Source organism: Pantoea sp. X-Soil-TKNS-1211 (genome assembly GCF_059730495.1).
In genome coordinates this window covers 212,602-229,671 of the sequence record NZ_AP035955.1, presented here as the reverse complement: position 1 = coordinate 229,671, position 17,070 = coordinate 212,602, and the positions used below count along the sequence as shown (strand labels likewise).

Sequence of the window (17,070 nt, the reverse complement as noted above, 5' to 3'; positions counted from 1 at the left end):
ATTTCTAATCAGGCAAGGGTAGTTTCGGTAGAAAAACATATCAGCGGCGGCTGTACAAATTAAGCACAGGCCAATTGTGAGGAAGTTCAAAAAGTTTAAATTAGGTCTTATTCGTTGTTTTAGCAGGAATTTTATTTCTGAAAATACTGATAAGCCTTTGTAGCAGCGCATGGCGAGGAACCGCCATTAATAAATGGCGTTAGTTGATTAATGAATACTTGCGTGTCAGTGGTAGCGGCGCGATTTATCGCGCAGTTTTCGCGTTAATTCCCGGCAGCCGCAACGTAAAACGGGTAGAAACGGCATCGGAAACCACGCTGATTTCCCCTTGATGGGCCGTGATTATTGATTTCACAATCGCTAACCCGATGCCGCTTCCTTCCCCTTTGCGCTGGCGCGAAGGGTCAACGCGATAGAAGCGGTCAAACAGCCGTGGCAAATGCTCGGGCGCAATGGCGACGCCGGGATTTGCCACCACCATCTCCACCCAACTGCCGCGCGGGTGAAGTTGTACCGTGACGGATTGCCCCGCAGGTGTATGGCGAATGGCGTTGGACAATAAATTATTGATCACCCGCCGTAGCATCAAGGGATCCCCCTCCACCAGGGCGCTAACACCTTCCAGCGCCAGGGCCACATCGCGTTCTTCCGCCCAGGCCTCAAAAAACTCAAACACCCGCATGACTTCTCCGCGCAGATCCAGCGGGATACGCTCCGGCATCAGTTGATTATTATCCGCCTGGGCGAGAAACAGCATGTCGCTGACCATTTTCGCCATCCGGTTGTACTCCTCAAGGCTGGAGTAGAGCACATCTTCCAGCTCTTTCACCGTGCGGGGTTGGCTTAAGGCAATTTCCGTCTGTGTGACTAAATTGGTGATCGGTGTTCTGATTTCATGGGCGATATCGGCGGAGAAATTGGCCTGGCGGGTGAAGACATCCTCAATCCGCGCGATCATATGGTTAAAGGAGATCACCAACTGTTCCAGCTCAATGGGGACATTTTCCGGCTCCAGCCGGACGTCGAGGTTTTTCGAGGTGATGTTCTTAATTTGTCCGCTGACATTACGTAACGGCTGATAACCGCGATGCACGGCAAACAGCACGATGATGATGATTAACAGGCTGATGGCCGAGGCGATAATCAACAGATTATGTTTCAGCGCATCGAGGTAGTGCAGATGAAAATCGATCGACAACGCAATCAACAACCGGTCGTTAGCGGGCGAAATCGATGAAGCGATAATCCGGTAGTTGGCGCTGTGCATCGGGTGCGCGGCCATACCATCAGACCAGAGAAAAACCTCGCCGGAATCCAGCCTGGGACGCAAATGACTATCGTGTACCAGAGGCATCAGTTCCGGCCCGTCGGGTGAGCGGTACAAAACCTGGTTCTCCGGGTTAAGCAGCAACACCGAAATATAACGGTAGCTCGCCAGAATGATGCTGATTTTCTCTACTTTTTGTTGTTCAGACTCGGCTGGATTATTAAGGATGGTGGTCAGCGTGGTGTTGATTTGCCGCAGGTTGTTGTCGTCCTGCTCGGCAAAATGCGTTTGTACCGAATGCAACATAATCCAGGCGGAGGCGGCAAAAGCAATGATGGTGGCAAGGCTGATAAAAAAGGTCAGGCGAAACTCCAGCGAGAGCGGGCGGCGCAGCAGGTTAATCCTCATCCGGCACCTCAAGGACATAACCGACGCCGCGCATGGTCTGAATCAATTTCGGCGTGAAATCGTTATCGATCTTCGCGCGTAACCGTTTGACCGCAACGTCGATGGCATTGGTGTCGCTGTCAAAATTCATATCCCATACCTGTGAGGCGATCAGCGAACGCGGCAGGACTTCACCCCGATGGCGAATAAAAAACTCCAGCAACGTGAACTCTTTACTGGTGAGGGTGATACGGGTGCTGCCGCGATACACTTTGCGTGAGACCAGATCCAACGTGAGATCGGCCACCTGAAACTGGCTTTCGGGAATAATATTGGCACCGCGCCGCAGTAGGGTTCTGACACGCGCCAGCAATTCAGCAAAGGCAAAAGGTTTCACCAGATAATCATCCGCGCCCAATTCCAGCCCCTTCACCCGGTGTTCAATGGTGCCGAGCGCGGTGAGCAGCAGAATCGGCATTCCTTTATTGGCGGCGCGTAGCATACGCACAATATCCCAGCCATTGACGTCTGGCAGCATAATATCCAGCACAATCAGATCGTAATCTGCGGTCATCGCCAGATGGTAGCCGGTGAGGCCGTTGTCGCTGCGATCGACCACGAAACCCGCCTCGGTCAACCCCTTGCTGAGATATTCCCCGGTTTTCACCTCGTCTTCGACAATCAGTATTTTCATCTTCTCACCGCGCTATTGACTCATCGAATGTCATTCTAGGCGGCTAAACAGCGATATCAACGACTTCAACCGAAAATGACAGCTTTGTCATTCGCCTGTCACCCACCCAACAGAGTCGCCTGGTTACATTGGCCGCCATCACCTTGTACGTATTTGTCGCGCCGCGACGGACGAGAAACATGATGGACAAATTAAAACTTACCGTGGCCGCCGCGACTTTGTTACTGGCGGGTTGTGTCTCGCTGGCACCGCAATATCAGACGCCTGAACTGCTGGTCCCGCAACAATTTTCGCGCACCAAAAACGGGCTGGTGCCGCTTACCACAGGCTACCAGGACACCGGCTGGCGCACGTTTTTTGCCGATCCTCAGGTCAGGCGTTTAATCGATGAGGCGCTGCAAAATAACCGCGATCTGCGTATGGCGACCCTGAAAGTGCAGGAAGCTCGTGCGCAGTATCGGGTCACGGATGCCGATCGCTATCCGCAGCTGAACGGTGCCTCACAAGCCAGTTACAGCGGCGGCATTAAAGGTGACAATGTCACGGAAAGGCAATATCAGGCGGGTGTCGATCTGAGTTTTGAACTGGATTTCTTCAGTCGACTGAAGAATCTCAGCGAAGCCGATCGACAGAGTTTCCTTGCCAGTCAGGCCGCGCAACGTGCGGTACATATCCTGCTGGTGGCGACGGTTGCTCAGAATTATTTCAGCCTGCGGCTGGCGGATGAACAACTGAATATTGCCCGTGAGACGCTGCAAAATTATCAGCAATCTTACGCCTTGGTCGAACAGCAACTGATGACCGGCAGCAGCAGCCTGCTGGCGGTGGAACAGGCACGCGGTTTGATTGAAAGCACCAGAGCTTCGATCGCCGCGCGGGAAGGGCAACGGGCACAGGCGCAAACCACGTTACAGTTGGTGCTGGGCAATGGGCAGAACTTGCCGACCCTCCCGATCAGCGCCAGCGACCTCAATCCGGTCACGCTCCCCGCCAACCTTTCTGCAGAAATCCTGCGTCAGCGCCCGGATCTGATGGAAGCCGAGCACCAACTGCGGGCGGCCAACGCCAATATTGGTGCGGCCAGAGCGGCGTTTTACCCGTCGATAAGCCTGACCAGTGGCCTTGCGGCCAGCAGCACCGATTTAACCAACCTGTTTGCTGCGGGCAGCGGGATGTGGAGTTTTGTGCCGAAAATTGAGGTGCCGATTTTCAACGCCGGACGTAATCAGGCCAATCTGACCCTTGCGGAGGTGCGCCAGCAGCAATCGGTGGTGAATTACCAGCAAAAAATTCAAACTGCGTTTAAGCAGGTGGCTGATGCACTGGCGTTGCGCGATAGCATCAGTAAACAAATTGCGGCGCAGCAGCGCTACCATGCTTCACTGCAAATTACCTTGCAACGTGCACGCGGATTATATGCCAGCGGTGCAGTGAGTTATATCGAGGTGCTGGATGCGCAACAGTCATTATTTTCTACCCGACAAACCCTGCTGGATTTGCAATATTCCAGCCAGGCAAATGAAATCAACCTGTTCAATGCCCTGGGAGGCGGTTGGACAGAATAACTTTTTAACCTAAATCACAGGAATCAATATTATGCATAAATTTATCAAAGTCGCCTTATTCGGTTTGTTCCCGTTAATGTTGCTGCCCGGTGTGCAGGCCAGTGAACAGCATGCCAGCGCTCAGCAACAGGTTATCAACGCCCGTGGCGTGGTGAAGCAGATTGATTTGGCGAATAAAAAGATCACCATCGCCCATGACGCGATCCCGGCCCTCGGCTGGCCTGCCATGACTATGCGTTTTACCTTTACCACTCAGGATGACAGCATCGAAGCGTTAAAGGTGGGCACTCCGGTCAATTTCTCTTTTATTCAACAGGGCAATATTTCTCTGTTGCAGGAAATAAAGATCAGCTAACGAACATTCCGTAGCGGCCCGATTCATCGCGCTATTTTTTAAAACACGCGCGATAAATCACGCCGCTACGCATAATGGAATAATCACATCATGGCATCGTTAAAATTCAAATTTTCTGCTGCGATTATCGGCAGTCTGATCATGGGCGGACTGATCGCGGCAACGGTTTTCCCTTATTTCACGGTCGCGGAGCAATCCTCCTCCCATGCAGCAGAACGCAAGGTTTTATTCTGGTATGACCCGATGAAACCCGATACCAAATTCGATAAACCCGGCAAGTCCCCGTTTATGGATATGGACCTGGTGCCGAAATACGCCGATGAAGGGGAAGCGGCAAATAGCGCTGGCATCCGTATCGATCCGGTTCTGGTGCAGAATCTTGGCCTGAAAACGGTGAAAGTCAGCAAAGGTCGCTTGCAATATGCCCGCACCCTCCCGGCCAACGTCAGTTTTAACGATTATCAATTTGTGATTGTTCAGGCGCGGGCCGAGGGGTTTGTGGAGAAGGTTTATCCGCTGACCCTCGGCGATAAGGTGCAGAAGGGCGCGCCGCTGATTGATATCACCATTCCCGAGTGGGTTACGGCGCAGAGCGAATATTTATTGCTGTCTGGCACCGGAGGATCGGCGACGCAGGTGAAGGGGATTCTTGAGCGTTTGCGTCTGGCGGGGATGCCGGAAGAGGATATCCAGCGTTTACGCACCTCCCGTACCATCCAGACTCGCTTCACCATCAAAGCGCCGATTGATGGCGTGATCACCGCCTTTGACCTGCGCAGCGGCATGAACATTTCTAAAGATAAGGTGGTGGCGCAGATTCAGGGCATGGACCCGGTGTGGATCAGTGCTGCGGTGCCGGAAGCGATCGCCGGCATGCTCAGCGACACATCGAAACTGAGCGTGTCGGTGCCAGCTTACCCCCATCACCGCTTCAATATCGAAAAATGGACCCTGTTGCCGAGTGTTGATCAGACCACCCGCACGTTCCAACTGCGGTTACAGGTGGCTAACCGCGACGAATTGCTGAAACCCGGTATGAACGCGTTTCTGCAACTGAACAGCCAAAGCGAAGAGATGGTGCTGATCCCGTCGCAGGCGGTGATTGATACCGGCGAGGAGCAACGGGTGATCACCGTCGACCAGGCGGGGCGCTTTGTACCCAAAGCGATCCACGTGTTGCAGGCTACATCGCAACAGACGGGTATTGCTGACGGGTTGCAGGAAGGGGAGTCCATCGTGACCAACGGGCTATTCCTGATTGATTCAGAAGCCAATATCAGCGGAGCGCTGGCGCGGATGCGTCAGGCGGAACACGACCATGATTGAATGGATTATTCGGCGTTCGGTCGCCAACCGTTTCCTGGTGATGATGGGAGTGGTGTTTCTCAGCCTCTGGGGCGGCTGGACCATCGTGAATACCCCGGTTGATGCGTTGCCCGATCTCTCCGACGTGCAGGTGATCATCAAAACCAGCTATCCCGGCCAGGCACCGCAGATTGTGGAAAACCAGGTCACTTATCCGCTCACCACCACCATGCTTTCCGTGCCGGGGGCGAAAACGGTACGCGGCTTTTCGCAGTTTGGCGCTTCCTATGTCTACGTGATTTTCGCTGACGGCACCGACCTCTACTGGGCGCGATCCCGCGTGCTGGAGTACCTGAACCAGGTGCAGGGAAAATTACCGGCGGGCGTCAGCTCGGAGATTGGCCCGGACGCCACCGGCGTCGGCTGGATTTATGAGTATGCGCTGGTGGATCGCAGTGGTAAGCACGATCTGGCTGAGCTGCGTTCATTACAGGATTGGTTCCTGAAGTATGAGCTGAAAACCATTCCTGATGTGGCGGAAGTCGCCTCGGTGGGTGGGGTGGTGAAGCAGTACCAAATCCAGGTCAACCCGCTGCAACTGGCGCAATATGGCATCAGCCTGGCGGAGGTAAAGTCGGCCATTGAAGCCTCCAATCAGGAAGCGGGCGGCTCCTCGGTGGAAATCGCCGAAGCGGAATATATGGTTCGCGCCAGCGGCTACCTGAAAACGCTGGATGACTTCAATCAAATCGTGCTGAAGACCACCGCCAACGGCGTGCCGGTAACGCTTGGCGAGGTGGCGCGGGTACAAATCGGGCCGGAGATGCGGCGCGGTATCGCTGAGCTGAACGGTGAAGGCGAAGTGGCGGGCGGGGTGATTATCCTGCGCTCCGGGAAAAACGCGCGCGAGGTGATTGTGGCGGTGCGGGATAAACTCGCTACCCTGAAAAACAGCCTGCCGGAAGGGGTTGAGGTGGTGACCACCTATGATCGCAGCCAGCTGATCGATCGCGCCATTGATAATCTCAGCCACAAATTGCTGGAGGAGTTTCTGGTGGTGGCGGTGGTGTGCGCGTTATTCCTGTGGCACCTGCGTTCGGCGTTGGTCGCCATTATCTCGCTGCCACTGGGATTGTGTATCGCCTTTATCGTGATGCATTTCCAGGGACTGAACGCCAACATCATGTCGCTGGGTGGCATCGCCATTGCGGTGGGGGCGATGGTGGATGCGGCGATTGTGATGATTGAAAACGCCCACAAGCGGCTGGAGGAGTGGCAACACCAGCACCCGGATACCCGTATTGATAACGCCAGCCGCTGGAAAGTGATCACTGATGCTTCGGTGGAAGTCGGTCCGGCGTTATTTATCAGCCTGCTGATTATTACCTTGTCGTTTATCCCGATTTTTACCCTTGAAGGGCAGGAAGGGCGGTTGTTTGGCCCGCTGGCGTTTACCAAAACCTATGCAATGGCCGGGGCGGCGACGCTGGCGATTATGGTGATCCCGATCCTGATGGGATGGTGGATCCGCGGCAACATCCCGGCGGAAACCCGCAACCCGCTCAACCGGGTACTGATAAACCTCTACCACCCGCTGCTGCTGCGGGTGCTGCGCTGGCCGAAGCTGACGCTACTGGCGGCGGCGCTGTCAATCCTGACGGTGTGGTGGCCGCTAAGCCAGGTGGGCGGCGAATTCCTGCCAAAAATCAATGAGGGGGATCTCCTCTATATGCCTTCGACTCTGCCGGGCGTCTCGCCGGGACAGGCGGCGGCGTTGTTGCAGACCACCGATAAACTGATCAAAACCGTGCCTGAAGTTGCCTCGGTGTTTGGCAAAACCGGTAAAGCGGAAACCGCCACCGATGCGGCACCGCTGGAAATGGTGGAGACCACGATTCAACTGAAACCCGAAAGCGAGTGGCGGCCCGGCATGACCCTCGACAAAATTATCGATGAGCTGGATGCGCGGGTGCGTCTGCCGGGACTGGCGAACCTGTGGGTGCCACCGATCCGTAACCGTATTGATATGCTCTCCACCGGGATTAAAAGTCCGATTGGTATCAAGGTGTCTGGTACGACGCTTAAGGATATCGATGACAGCGCGCAGCGCATTGAAGCGGTGGCGAAAACCGTGCCTGGCGTGGTCTCTGCCCTGGCGGAGCGTCTGCAAGGCGGGCGTTATATTGATGTCGATATCCAACGGGAAAAAGCCGCGCGCTATGGCATGACGGTAGGGGATGTGCAGTTGTTTGTCTCCTCGGCGATGGGGGGCGCGACGGTGGGTGAAACGGTGGAAGGGGTGGCGCGCTATCCCATCAACATCCGTTACCCGCAGGGATCGCGGGACAGCCCTGAAGCGCTGCGTCAGTTACCGATCCTCACGCCGATGAAGCAACAAATCACCCTGAGTGATGTGGCGGAGGTGCGGGTGGTCACCGGTCCCACCATGCTGAAAACCGAAAATGCCCGCCCCGCCAGCTGGATCTATATTGATGCCCGTGGCCGCGACATGGTTTCGGTGGTGGAGGATCTGAAAAACGCGATAGCCGAACAGGTTACGCTTAAGCCCGGCACCAGCGTCACCTTCTCCGGTCAGTTCGAGCTGCTGGAACATGCTAACCAGAAGCTAAAACTGATGGTCCCGATGACGCTGATGATCATCTTTATCTTGTTATATCTGGCGTTTCGCCGGGTCGATGAAGCCCTGTTGATCCTGATGAGCTTACCTTTCGCGCTGGTGGGCGGCATTTGGTTTCTCTGGTGGCAGGGGTTCCATCTGTCGGTGGCGACCGGCACCGGATTTATTGCGCTGGCCGGGGTGGCTGCGGAGTTTGGCGTGGTGATGCTAATGTATCTGCGCCACGCCATTGAGGCGGATCCGGCGCTGGCTAACCCGGCAACCTTTACCCGGCAGGCGCTGGATCAGGCGTTGTATCAGGGGGCGGTATTACGCGTGCGTCCCAAAGCGATGACGGTGGCGGTGATTATTGCCGGTCTGCTGCCGATTCTGTGGGGGAGTGGGGCGGGTTCCGAGGTGATGAGCCGTATTGCCGCGCCGATGATTGGTGGCATGATCACCGCGCCGCTGCTGTCGCTGTTTATCATTCCTGCGGCTTACAAACTGATCTGGCTGCGTCGGCTGGGGTAATACAAGTGGCGCGATAGATCGCGCCACGTCATTCTCCGGGATGCCAGGAAATGCTGGATCAAGTACATGCCAGATGAGAGAACTGAAAGCCGGTTGCATTAACCACGCTGCGCAACGTCCTGAGGGTTGGATTGCCTGCTGGTGATAGCGTTCTGTAAAGTGTTTCACGTGACACCCCCGCTTTTTGCGCGATGGTAGCCATACCCCCACGGGCCTCAACAATATGGCGCAGTGCCATCAGAAAAGCCTCTTGACCACCTTCTTCATCTATATCGAGAAACGCCTGGTGAAGGTACGCTTGGGCAAATGAAGGGTCATCACGCAGGATCTCAATCATTGCATCATCATGTAAACGAGCTTTAGCCATAGTCACCTCGATAAATAATCTTTCAGGCAATGGACTGCCTCATTAATATCTGCATCCTGAGTGCGTTTGTCTCCAGCCAGAAGTAACAGCACGACTTCACCCTCAACGATACTGTAATAAACGCGATAAGCCGCTCCCTGGTCGATCCTGAGTTCCCATACCCCTTCACGGCAGGGTTTATGGTCACCAAAGTTTCCCGCAGCCATTCTGTTAACGCGGGATGCAATTTTTGCTTTGGCAATCGAATCGCGAATTTTTATGAAGTAATCGGCGTACAAGTCCTTGCCGTCATGCGTCAAATAGTGTTTTATCGTTTTCACTCATTATTATTGTAGCCTTTAAGCTACAACCCCTCAATGCTTATTTACTTATCACTGGATTGAGCTGCTCATGAGGGATTGTGCATTCTTACTGAACAAGAAACTAGACTTTAGTCTAGTTTTGTCGTGATGACAGGATCTGTCATTGTGAGATTCAATTCGCAGCACGTTGCGTGGCCGCGCGATTTATCGCGCAGTTGGTTATGTCCGCTCCCAACTGTGCGTCAGTGGACCGCTGCGCCCGGCAACCGGGTCGCTTTCCGGGAAGGGCAACTGGCTGATCCGTTGCTGCATTTCCGCTGTCGGCGCAGTACGACAGATATCCCACTGCTGATGAGGGGGATAGGCACCGACCACCTGAAAATCATCGCTGCTGCCCTGATTACAATGCCCGGTGCCCGCAGGCAGCAGCGCGACATCACCCGCCGTCATCGTTACCACGTGCCCGCCAGGGCCGCCCAGCATTACCTTCGCGTTACCACTGACACATCCCAATACCTCATGGGCGGTACTGTGATAATGATGAAAGCTGAAAATCGAGGCCACCCACTGCGGTGGCCAGTCGTTTTTCTCAAATAAACTTTCGGTGGCGTCAGTCATTGCTGATACTGACGGCAACACGCCCTGATAGAGAATGACCGGCAGATGGGGATTATTTGGCACCCAGCTATTGCGTTCTAAATGCAGCAGCTTGACATTACCAGTCGCAGGAGCGGCATTGGCATAGCGGCTGAACAACATCGGCGCGCTCAACGCCAGACCGGACAACCACCCCATAAAGTGACGGCGTGATACGTCATTCATCTGTTCCTCCCGTTTTTTAATGCGACTTAGATCACAGTTTAAGCCTAATGTAAAAATGCCCGCTTTGCCGATAAATTAGCCTGTGAGGTATCTGACACTGAGATGTATTACATCGTTACATGATGAATTTGAGGGAATATATGAAAGTTGATAAGAGATTAAACGTACAAGGTTCTTTTAATAGGCAAAGCGATCAGCCTGACTTTCGCGTAACTGGCAGCATAAACGCCATAAGCAACCTCACCCATGCGCTTCCCTGGAGCAATTTTGCAAAGCGAAATGATTACAGAGGGGAGGCGGCGAGAATGGCCAATCATTTTGAGGCAAAATTTAATGAGGCTCTTCCCGCTCTTTGGGATAAAGTGAGGGACGAATGTAAGTGCTACGAACATCGAAACCAGACAAAAATAGTCAGCATTCTTTTGGCCCCCTTTACCTTTAACGCGCTGGACATAGTAAAACCCGCTGAAATCGAGAATATTATTAATCTCAAACACCCTGGAATAGTAAAAATTACGGCGGTAAATCACGCATTATATAAACTCTTCAGTCAAGAAGCGCAAAATTGGGATTCCGCGAGTGCGATGCAACGTGACGGCTTGAAATTAATCCATAAAAAGTATGATAAAGTGAGTTGTCATGTGGCTTTATTGACTCTGATACGGCTGGACCCCGACTTTGAAAAGTTAAATCTCTCAGAACAACAATTCAGATCAGCACTGCACAACTTAGAAATAAAAGGATTTAAACCGACGCTGCTCGAAATTAGCCTTAGTCATATGATTGCCAATACGCATATTCCCAAAGAAATAGAGCAGTGGTACGAGCAAAGCAAAGTGTCTATCAGACAGGAGCGAATAAGAGACAAAAAAGCGCAATACAGCTTGCGCGAAAGTGGTATCCCGGAAAATATGACCATTGAACAGTATCAAAAGCTTACTCTGCGTGATGGTTATTATGATATGACATGTAACATGATTTATCTGGAAGTCTGTCATCTGGGCGTTAAACTTCAACCTTATCATTCACCGATCACCCTCCTGAAAGAGGAAGAAAATAGCGATGTAATAATACTCTCCAATAATAGTTCTGATGAATCATCATCGGATAGCCTGCCAGCGCTTTCTCCTGTCATAACGCAACCCGACAGTTTTCCTTATAACGATAGTAAAATATGGACAGAAAATGATTACCAGACCAGAATATGGGCAAACGACACGCCTGTATTATCTGTTATGCCAGACCAACCCTCCATGTTGGTCTTTGATGCTGAGTCAGGAGAGATGCGCGCCGCGCGAATAGTGGATGCTGAGCAGCTTGCTGACGACTTCTTCCTCCAACTCGGGCAAGAGCTGGAGTAATGGGTGCTGCCCTTTTTTACCGTAACGACTCAGCCAAAACGTTCCGGTCAGAACGCCGCCAGGGCTAACCTGACCGATTTACTATCGCGTTTCGAATATTGATGAGTTCCGATTTGTAACTGGATGGCGAGTTCTCCAGGCTGTTTTGATCAATTTCAAGCGACAAATGTCCCCAAATCATTGCCTCACATCTTACGGCCTCTCCTGCGGCGTGATTAGCCAGCATATAGCTGGTTTTTTGGATGCCGACCGCTTCTTGCAAAAAGGCTAAATTGTCAAATGTCAGATCATTTCTCAGCTGAAGCTCCCCGCCCGCAACAGACGCCCTATAAACGAATTTTGTCGTCATTTGCTCAACAAGTTCTGTTTGCGGTATTTCTGGACGCGTATTAAAAACAGTTATCTGTTTCCCCTGCAAACCCATGTGCCGTCCTTGGTAATGATAACCAATACGTTCTTGTCGCAAAAAGGGTATCAGTTCACCGTGAAGTGTTACTTTTTCGAAATAGTAGCTTTGGTATTTCTCAAAGTTCTCCAGTCCGGCTGCTACCGCAATGAATTCCTGGGGACCGTAGTCGGGTGGCTTACGATCAAACAGCGCCTGAAATTTGCGCCCAAGTTCTTTCATCGATTCCGATCGTACGTCCTGATAACTCGGCAGATCCGAAGCAGGATAAGCTGGCGTCGTGAAAGCACTGAACCCGGCATAATGTGCCAGCTGATCATCCGCATTTGGAGTATAGGGGGGAGGCGCTACGGGCATCATAGGTGCTGCGGGGCTCGCAGGCTCCGCTGATCCCCCCTCACTCCGCTGACGGTTGGGTCGCACCGCGCGTACAATCCGTTGCCACCAACCACTATTATTTGAACGATCCTGCCCGGACCGGCGCATTCTGCCGTCGGTGTCTATCCAGGTAACCGGATTATTGCCCACCATGGCATACAGGTTATATCCATCGGCACTCCCTGCCGGATCGGGGTTTATCCAGCGCATTAGCCAGGGGGCATAATAGCGGTATCCGTAATAGAGCAGTCCGCTAACATCCCGTTCCTTGCCTGAATATCGTACGGTTTTATAGCTCGCTTCTGTCTGATGGCGTGTTGACCACAGCGCGGTCCCGCCATAGGGATAGTATTGCTCTTGACTCATTATTTTTCCCTCATGATCCAGCTCTGACTGTCTGTTGTGGCTACGATCATCCAGACAGAAACGCACCTGGTTATTGTGCACTTCTGTCGGTTGACCCTGCGCCCAGTGCAGGATACGCACGCTATTTATCGTGATCACATGCAAAATTTCGCGTTGCTGGATGCTGCTGTCTCCGGTGCGAACTTCCAGTCCAGGCAGATAACGTACCTGGTTCTGGCGTATGTCCGGTTGAAGGGCGTATTTCAGGACTCGCATTCCCTCACGCGCGTAGCGGTAACATTCATGACGGTGGAACTGTGCGGGAGTGATACTCATTAAGTGGCACCTGTGTCTGGAGGAGGCGTTGACGTTACTTCCCCTATGGTCCGTAGAATAGCGTGCAGTTCCGCTTCCACAGAAAACATGCATGTTGATCTTTGATTCCGCGTCGCAAAGCATGGTCTGGAACCCTGCCGTTGACGATACGTTACGTACGGACGACTTCAGGAAGCGCCTCAGCCACATGGAGGAATGGTAGCTGGATCACACCAACGGTGGTTGTTTTGACTCTACATTAACGCGTGATGGAGCTGACATTGACATTTGTTACGCAGTTAAATTATGAAATTGAGGGAATATATGAAAGTTAACCAAGGATCAGCCTTAGCAAATTATATTGATTCTCAAAGCGCCAAACCTGAATTTCGCGCAACCGGCAGGATAAATACCATAAGCAACACCACTAATGCGTGTCCCTGGAGCAATTTAGCAAAGCGAGATGATTACAGAGGGATAGCGGCGCAAATTGCCAATAGTATTGAGGAAAAATTGAAAGAGGAGCCCCGCACTCTTTGGGATAAAGTGAAGAGAGAATGTAAGAACGGCAGGAATCCAAACCAGACAAAAATAGTCGACATTCTTTTGTCCCCCTTTACCTTTAACGCGCTGGAAGTAGTAAAACCCACTAAAATCGAGAAATTCATTAATCTCAAATGCCCTGGGTTGGTAAAAAACATGGCGGTAAATAACTCTTTATATAAACTATTGGGAAATGAATTGAAAAATTGGGGTCGCGAGAGTCGGGATCAATATAATGGCTTGAAATTGATCTATATAAAATATAAAGCAGTGAGTTGTTATGTGACTCTGCTGACTCTGATTCGGCTAGATTCCGAATTTGAAAAGTTACATTTCTCAGAAGGACAATTCAGATCTGCACTGCACCAATTAGAAATAATGAAATCCAAAGCGACGCTGATCGAAATTAATCTCAGTTATATGATTGCAAACACCCACATTCCTGAAGAAATAGAGCAGTGGTACGAGCAAAAAAAAGTGTTCTTCAGCGAGGACAGAGTAAGGGGCAGTAAATTTAAATCCAGGCTGCGCGACTGTGGTATCCCCAAAAATATGACCGTTGAACAGTTTCAAAAACTTTTTCTGCGTGATGGTCGGTGTGATATGACATGCAGCATGATTTATCTGGAAGTATATGGTTTAGGTGTTAAACTTCAACCTTATAATTCGCCGATTACTATCCTGAAAGACGAAGGTAATAGCGATGCAATAATGCTTTCAGATGAATCATCATCTTATAGCGTTCTACCGCTTCCTCCTGTCATAACACAACGCGCCAAATTGCCTTATGACGATAGCAAAATAATGCAAGAAGAGTATTACCTGACCACAAAATGGGCAAGCCACACGGCTGCATTACCTGTTATTTCAGACGAACCATCCATATTGACCTTTGATGCTGTGTCAGGATCAATGCACCTTACGCGAATGGCTGAAGACAGTCTGCGTGCTGACAGTTTCTCCCATCAGCTCTGTAATGAACTGGAGGGATAACATTGCTGATCAGTCAGGCAGCGGTGATAAACCTGGCGGTGGCGTTCAGTCATTACAACGAACATCACCCGCACAGTGCGCTGGGATATCGCTCGCCGCAGGAATATATACGCAGAAAGTGATAACCAGGTAGTAACAGTGGTAGATGTTAAGCAATTATAATCAGTTAATTAAGGGAGTATATGGATTATATCGAAGGAGCAACCACAAATGTTTTTTTTAACAAGTCCGGACCTCAATCAAAATTTACGTCAGAAAGAAGGATTAAAGATATACGTGTTACTTCAGAGATGCCTGTCAGTTGGGTAAAGAAAGATGATTACCGAGGATATGCAAGAATGTATTCCTGGTGTGTTCAGGAAAAAATGGAAAGTTTTTCTTCTGACGATTGGGATAAAATTAAGCAGGTGACAGCTTTTGGTCCAAAGCTGAAGAAGGCAGAACAGGCAAAGAATATTCTATCAATTTTTAATTTCGCAGCATTGGAAACCGTAAAATGCGCCAGTCTGACTGCCTTTCTGGATAAGAAAACAGTGGGTGGAATGTCAGAAACATTAGTGAGAGGTACATTAGCCGAACTCTTTGCAGAAGAGAAGACCAGGTGGGAAGGCGCGGATCCACGGCAAATTGCTGGCATAAAATCCTTGTGGGATAAATACAAATCGATGGATTGTATTATGTCCAGACTGGTCATGATGCAGTTGGACCGCAATTTTGCAAAATTATCCCTTACGCAACAATCCTTCAGGTCTGCACTGGCAGCCTCAGATTATGCAGTGCAGTGGACGGAGATTGAACTTAGCCACAGAATCGCCAACACTATCATTCCCGAAGCAGTTGAGCAGTGGTACAGAGAATGCAAAGCGCGCAGTAAAAATGGTAAAGTTAATATTTACAAGCTGAACAACCTTGCCTCCCTGTTAGCAATAATGACGGTTGAGCAGTTACAAAAATTATTTTTGCGTGACGGTCGTTACGATGTTAATTGTAGCCTGATATGCCTGGCAGCTCAAAACTCAAGCATCAGATTTGAAAATTATCATTTACCCATTGTTATTCTGAAAAACCCCAATAGTCATAACGATGCCAGCAAATCTTCAACGGTGACTTCTGTTGACAATTTATCTCATACTCCACCACCGCTTCCCCCAGTTGCGGAATTACAGCTCTCCAATCCTGGTAAGCTAAAGGCGTATTTCTGCTGGTTCGCTGATCACACTGCCTCTTCTGAGGTTGTATCAGAGGTTCCAACAAAAACATGCATGCAGATATTTAATTTTCCGGCGGGAAACATGGTCTTGACCCCTGATGCTGATGGCAGACAGCGTGCTGACGACTTCACCCTCCAACTCTGGCAAGAGCTGGGGTAATCGATGCCGCCCTTTTTACAGTAACGGGGGGCGGCGCGCAGTAGCGCAACGGCTCAGCCAAAACGTTCCGGCCGGAACGCCATCAGCATCGGGTGCTTTTCGCCGCTCACGATCTCATCCGCCAGCAGCTCACCGACGATCAGCGCCAGCGTTGCCCCGGAATGGGTAAAGGCGACAAAGCAGCCCGGCACCTGTTGCAGCTCACCCAGCACCGGTTCGCCGTCACCGGGAATCGGTTTGTAACCGATTTTCCAGCTTTTCGCCTGCAAAGCGGTGCCCTCCGGCAGCAGTTGTTCCGCTTCCCTCACCAGTTGCTGCACCACCTGTTCATCGATAGTGAAACCGCCAGTGGGCAGCGGCTGGATATCGTTCTCATACCAGTCATGATCCAACGCCAGCCTTTGACCGGGGTTAGGCCGTACCGCCACACGTGGTGTATTCAGCACCGTTTTTATTTCCGGCCCGCCAGGTTGGGTAATCACCAACATCGAGAGAGGTGAACCGTTGGGAATGCGCACGCCAAGTGGTGCAACCACATCCGGTGTGGCGGGGCCACAGGCCACCAGCACCGCGTCGGCCGCTAGTTCACCACCTCCCCAGTGCACCCCGCAGGCTCGCCCTTCACGGGTGACGACCTGAGCCGGTCCGGTTCCCTCAATAATTTCGCCCCCCAGCGCCCGTAACTGCTGTGCCAGCAACGCGATCAGTTCGGGCAGGCTGACCCAGCCTTCGCCCGGATTAAAAATCGCTTCCCCATTTAACGCCGCAGCATTGATCTGCGGCAGATCGTCGCGGGTGACAAGATGTGAGTCATAACCGTGGGCTTTTTCATACCGATGCCGCGTCCGCACAGCGCTGTCATCGCCGGTAGTCCAGAACACCCCGCCATCAAAACGCAGCCAGTCACGCGTCGGATCTGCCGCAAATAGCGTGCGATAGCGGTCGATGCCTGCCATCCGCAGCGCGTGGTAGGCGGTCGATCGTTCACCGGCCGAATTCAGCCACGAAAGCGAGCGCCCCGAGGCACCGGAACACAGTGCCGCCTCGGTCACCAGCGTGACCGCCGCGCCGCGTTTTGCTAAATGCAACGCGCTGGAAACGCCCAGCACGCCGCCACCGATGACCACCACTTGTTTTATCGCCATGT

General features: G+C 51.8%; 14 protein-coding genes and 1 pseudogene. 8 read left to right on the top strand and 7 right to left on the bottom strand.

The genetic code is table 11. From position 1 onward, the window contains the following. Positions 1-244: 244 nt before the first annotated feature. Both AC6I8W_RS24435 and AC6I8W_RS24430 read right to left on the bottom strand, forming a co-directional pair. Positions 245-1,675 (bottom strand): Cu(+)/Ag(+) sensor histidine kinase, encoded by a 1,431-nt coding sequence (locus tag AC6I8W_RS24435; RefSeq protein ID WP_497838826.1) that lies wholly within the window; start codon positions 1,673-1,675, stop codon positions 245-247. Continuing rightward, positions 1,665-2,348: a copper/silver response regulator transcription factor gene (locus tag AC6I8W_RS24430; RefSeq protein WP_497838825.1), complete on the bottom strand. Its 684-nt coding sequence runs from the start codon at positions 2,346-2,348 to the stop codon at positions 1,665-1,667. The genes AC6I8W_RS24435 and AC6I8W_RS24430 overlap by 11 nt, the downstream gene beginning before the upstream one ends. Before the next feature lie 182 nt (positions 2,349-2,530). Here AC6I8W_RS24430 and AC6I8W_RS24425 point away from each other — a divergent pair, with 182 nt between their 5' ends. The 4 genes from AC6I8W_RS24425 to AC6I8W_RS24410 all read left to right on the top strand — a co-directional run bounded on the left by AC6I8W_RS24425 (position 2,531) and on the right by AC6I8W_RS24410 (position 8,721). Further along, positions 2,531-3,913 carry a Cu(I)/Ag(I) efflux RND transporter outer membrane protein gene (locus AC6I8W_RS24425; protein WP_497839087.1) on the top strand — a complete coding sequence of 461 codons (1,383 nt, stop codon included), beginning with the start codon at positions 2,531-2,533 and terminating at the stop codon, positions 3,911-3,913. Positions 3,914-3,989: 76 nt separating this feature from the next. Continuing rightward, positions 3,990-4,268 carry a copper-binding protein gene (locus AC6I8W_RS24420; RefSeq protein ID WP_497839086.1) on the top strand — a complete coding sequence of 93 codons (279 nt, stop codon included), beginning with the start codon at positions 3,990-3,992 and terminating at the stop codon, positions 4,266-4,268. 90 nt (positions 4,269-4,358) lie between these two features. After that, on the top strand, positions 4,359-5,594 hold the full coding sequence (locus AC6I8W_RS24415) for an efflux RND transporter periplasmic adaptor subunit (RefSeq protein WP_497838824.1): 1,236 nt from the start codon (positions 4,359-4,361) through the stop codon (positions 5,592-5,594). Next, positions 5,587-8,721: a CusA/CzcA family heavy metal efflux RND transporter gene (locus AC6I8W_RS24410; RefSeq protein ID WP_497838823.1), complete on the top strand. Its 3,135-nt coding sequence runs from the start codon at positions 5,587-5,589 to the stop codon at positions 8,719-8,721. Before AC6I8W_RS24415 ends, AC6I8W_RS24410 begins: the two co-directional genes overlap by 8 nt. Positions 8,722-8,779: 58 nt before the next feature. On the opposite strand, the gene AC6I8W_RS24405 is transcribed toward AC6I8W_RS24410, so the two are convergent. The 3 genes from AC6I8W_RS24405 to AC6I8W_RS24395 form a co-directional block, all read right to left on the bottom strand. Continuing rightward, the gene (locus AC6I8W_RS24405) at positions 8,780-9,088 is read right to left on the bottom strand and encodes an addiction module antidote protein (protein WP_497838822.1); all 309 of its coding nucleotides are present in this window, start codon (positions 9,086-9,088) and stop codon (positions 8,780-8,782) included. Between the two features lie 2 nt (positions 9,089-9,090). Beyond that, positions 9,091-9,408: a type II toxin-antitoxin system RelE/ParE family toxin gene (locus AC6I8W_RS24400; RefSeq protein ID WP_497838821.1), complete on the bottom strand. Its 318-nt coding sequence runs from the start codon at positions 9,406-9,408 to the stop codon at positions 9,091-9,093. Between the two features lie 201 nt (positions 9,409-9,609). Beyond that, entirely contained in the window at positions 9,610-10,212 is a 603-nt protein-coding gene (locus AC6I8W_RS24395) for a cupin domain-containing protein (RefSeq protein WP_497838820.1), read from the bottom strand. A gap of 140 nt (positions 10,213-10,352) precedes the next feature. Here AC6I8W_RS24395 and AC6I8W_RS24390 point away from each other — a divergent pair, with 140 nt between their 5' ends. Continuing rightward, positions 10,353-11,573: a hypothetical protein gene (locus tag AC6I8W_RS24390; protein WP_497838819.1), complete on the top strand. Its 1,221-nt coding sequence runs from the start codon at positions 10,353-10,355 to the stop codon at positions 11,571-11,573. Between the two features lie 64 nt (positions 11,574-11,637). On the opposite strand, the gene AC6I8W_RS24385 is transcribed toward AC6I8W_RS24390, so the two are convergent. Next, positions 11,638-13,038, bottom strand: coding sequence for an RHS repeat-associated core domain-containing protein (locus AC6I8W_RS24385; protein ID WP_497838818.1), 1,401 nt, complete (start codon positions 13,036-13,038; stop codon positions 11,638-11,640). 303 nt (positions 13,039-13,341) lie between these two features. Here AC6I8W_RS24385 and AC6I8W_RS24380 point away from each other — a divergent pair, with 303 nt between their 5' ends. From AC6I8W_RS24380 to AC6I8W_RS24370, 3 genes and pseudogenes are all read left to right on the top strand, one after another. Beyond that, positions 13,342-14,553, top strand: a complete 1,212-nt coding sequence (locus AC6I8W_RS24380; protein ID WP_497838817.1) for a hypothetical protein — start codon at positions 13,342-13,344, stop codon at positions 14,551-14,553. A gap of 14 nt (positions 14,554-14,567) precedes the next feature. Next, positions 14,568-14,675: pseudogene (locus AC6I8W_RS24375) on the top strand (integrase core domain-containing protein); the annotation flags it as partial. A 60-nt stretch (positions 14,676-14,735) separates the two neighbouring features. After that, the gene (locus AC6I8W_RS24370; RefSeq protein ID WP_497838816.1) at positions 14,736-15,923 is read left to right on the top strand and encodes a hypothetical protein; all 1,188 of its coding nucleotides are present in this window, start codon (positions 14,736-14,738) and stop codon (positions 15,921-15,923) included. Positions 15,924-15,976: 53 nt separating this feature from the next. Here the strand turns inward: AC6I8W_RS24370 and AC6I8W_RS24365 are convergent, their stop codons facing one another. Next, entirely contained in the window at positions 15,977-17,068 is a 1,092-nt protein-coding gene (locus AC6I8W_RS24365; RefSeq protein ID WP_497838815.1) for an NAD(P)/FAD-dependent oxidoreductase, read from the bottom strand. Between the last annotated feature and the right edge of the window lie 2 nt (positions 17,069-17,070).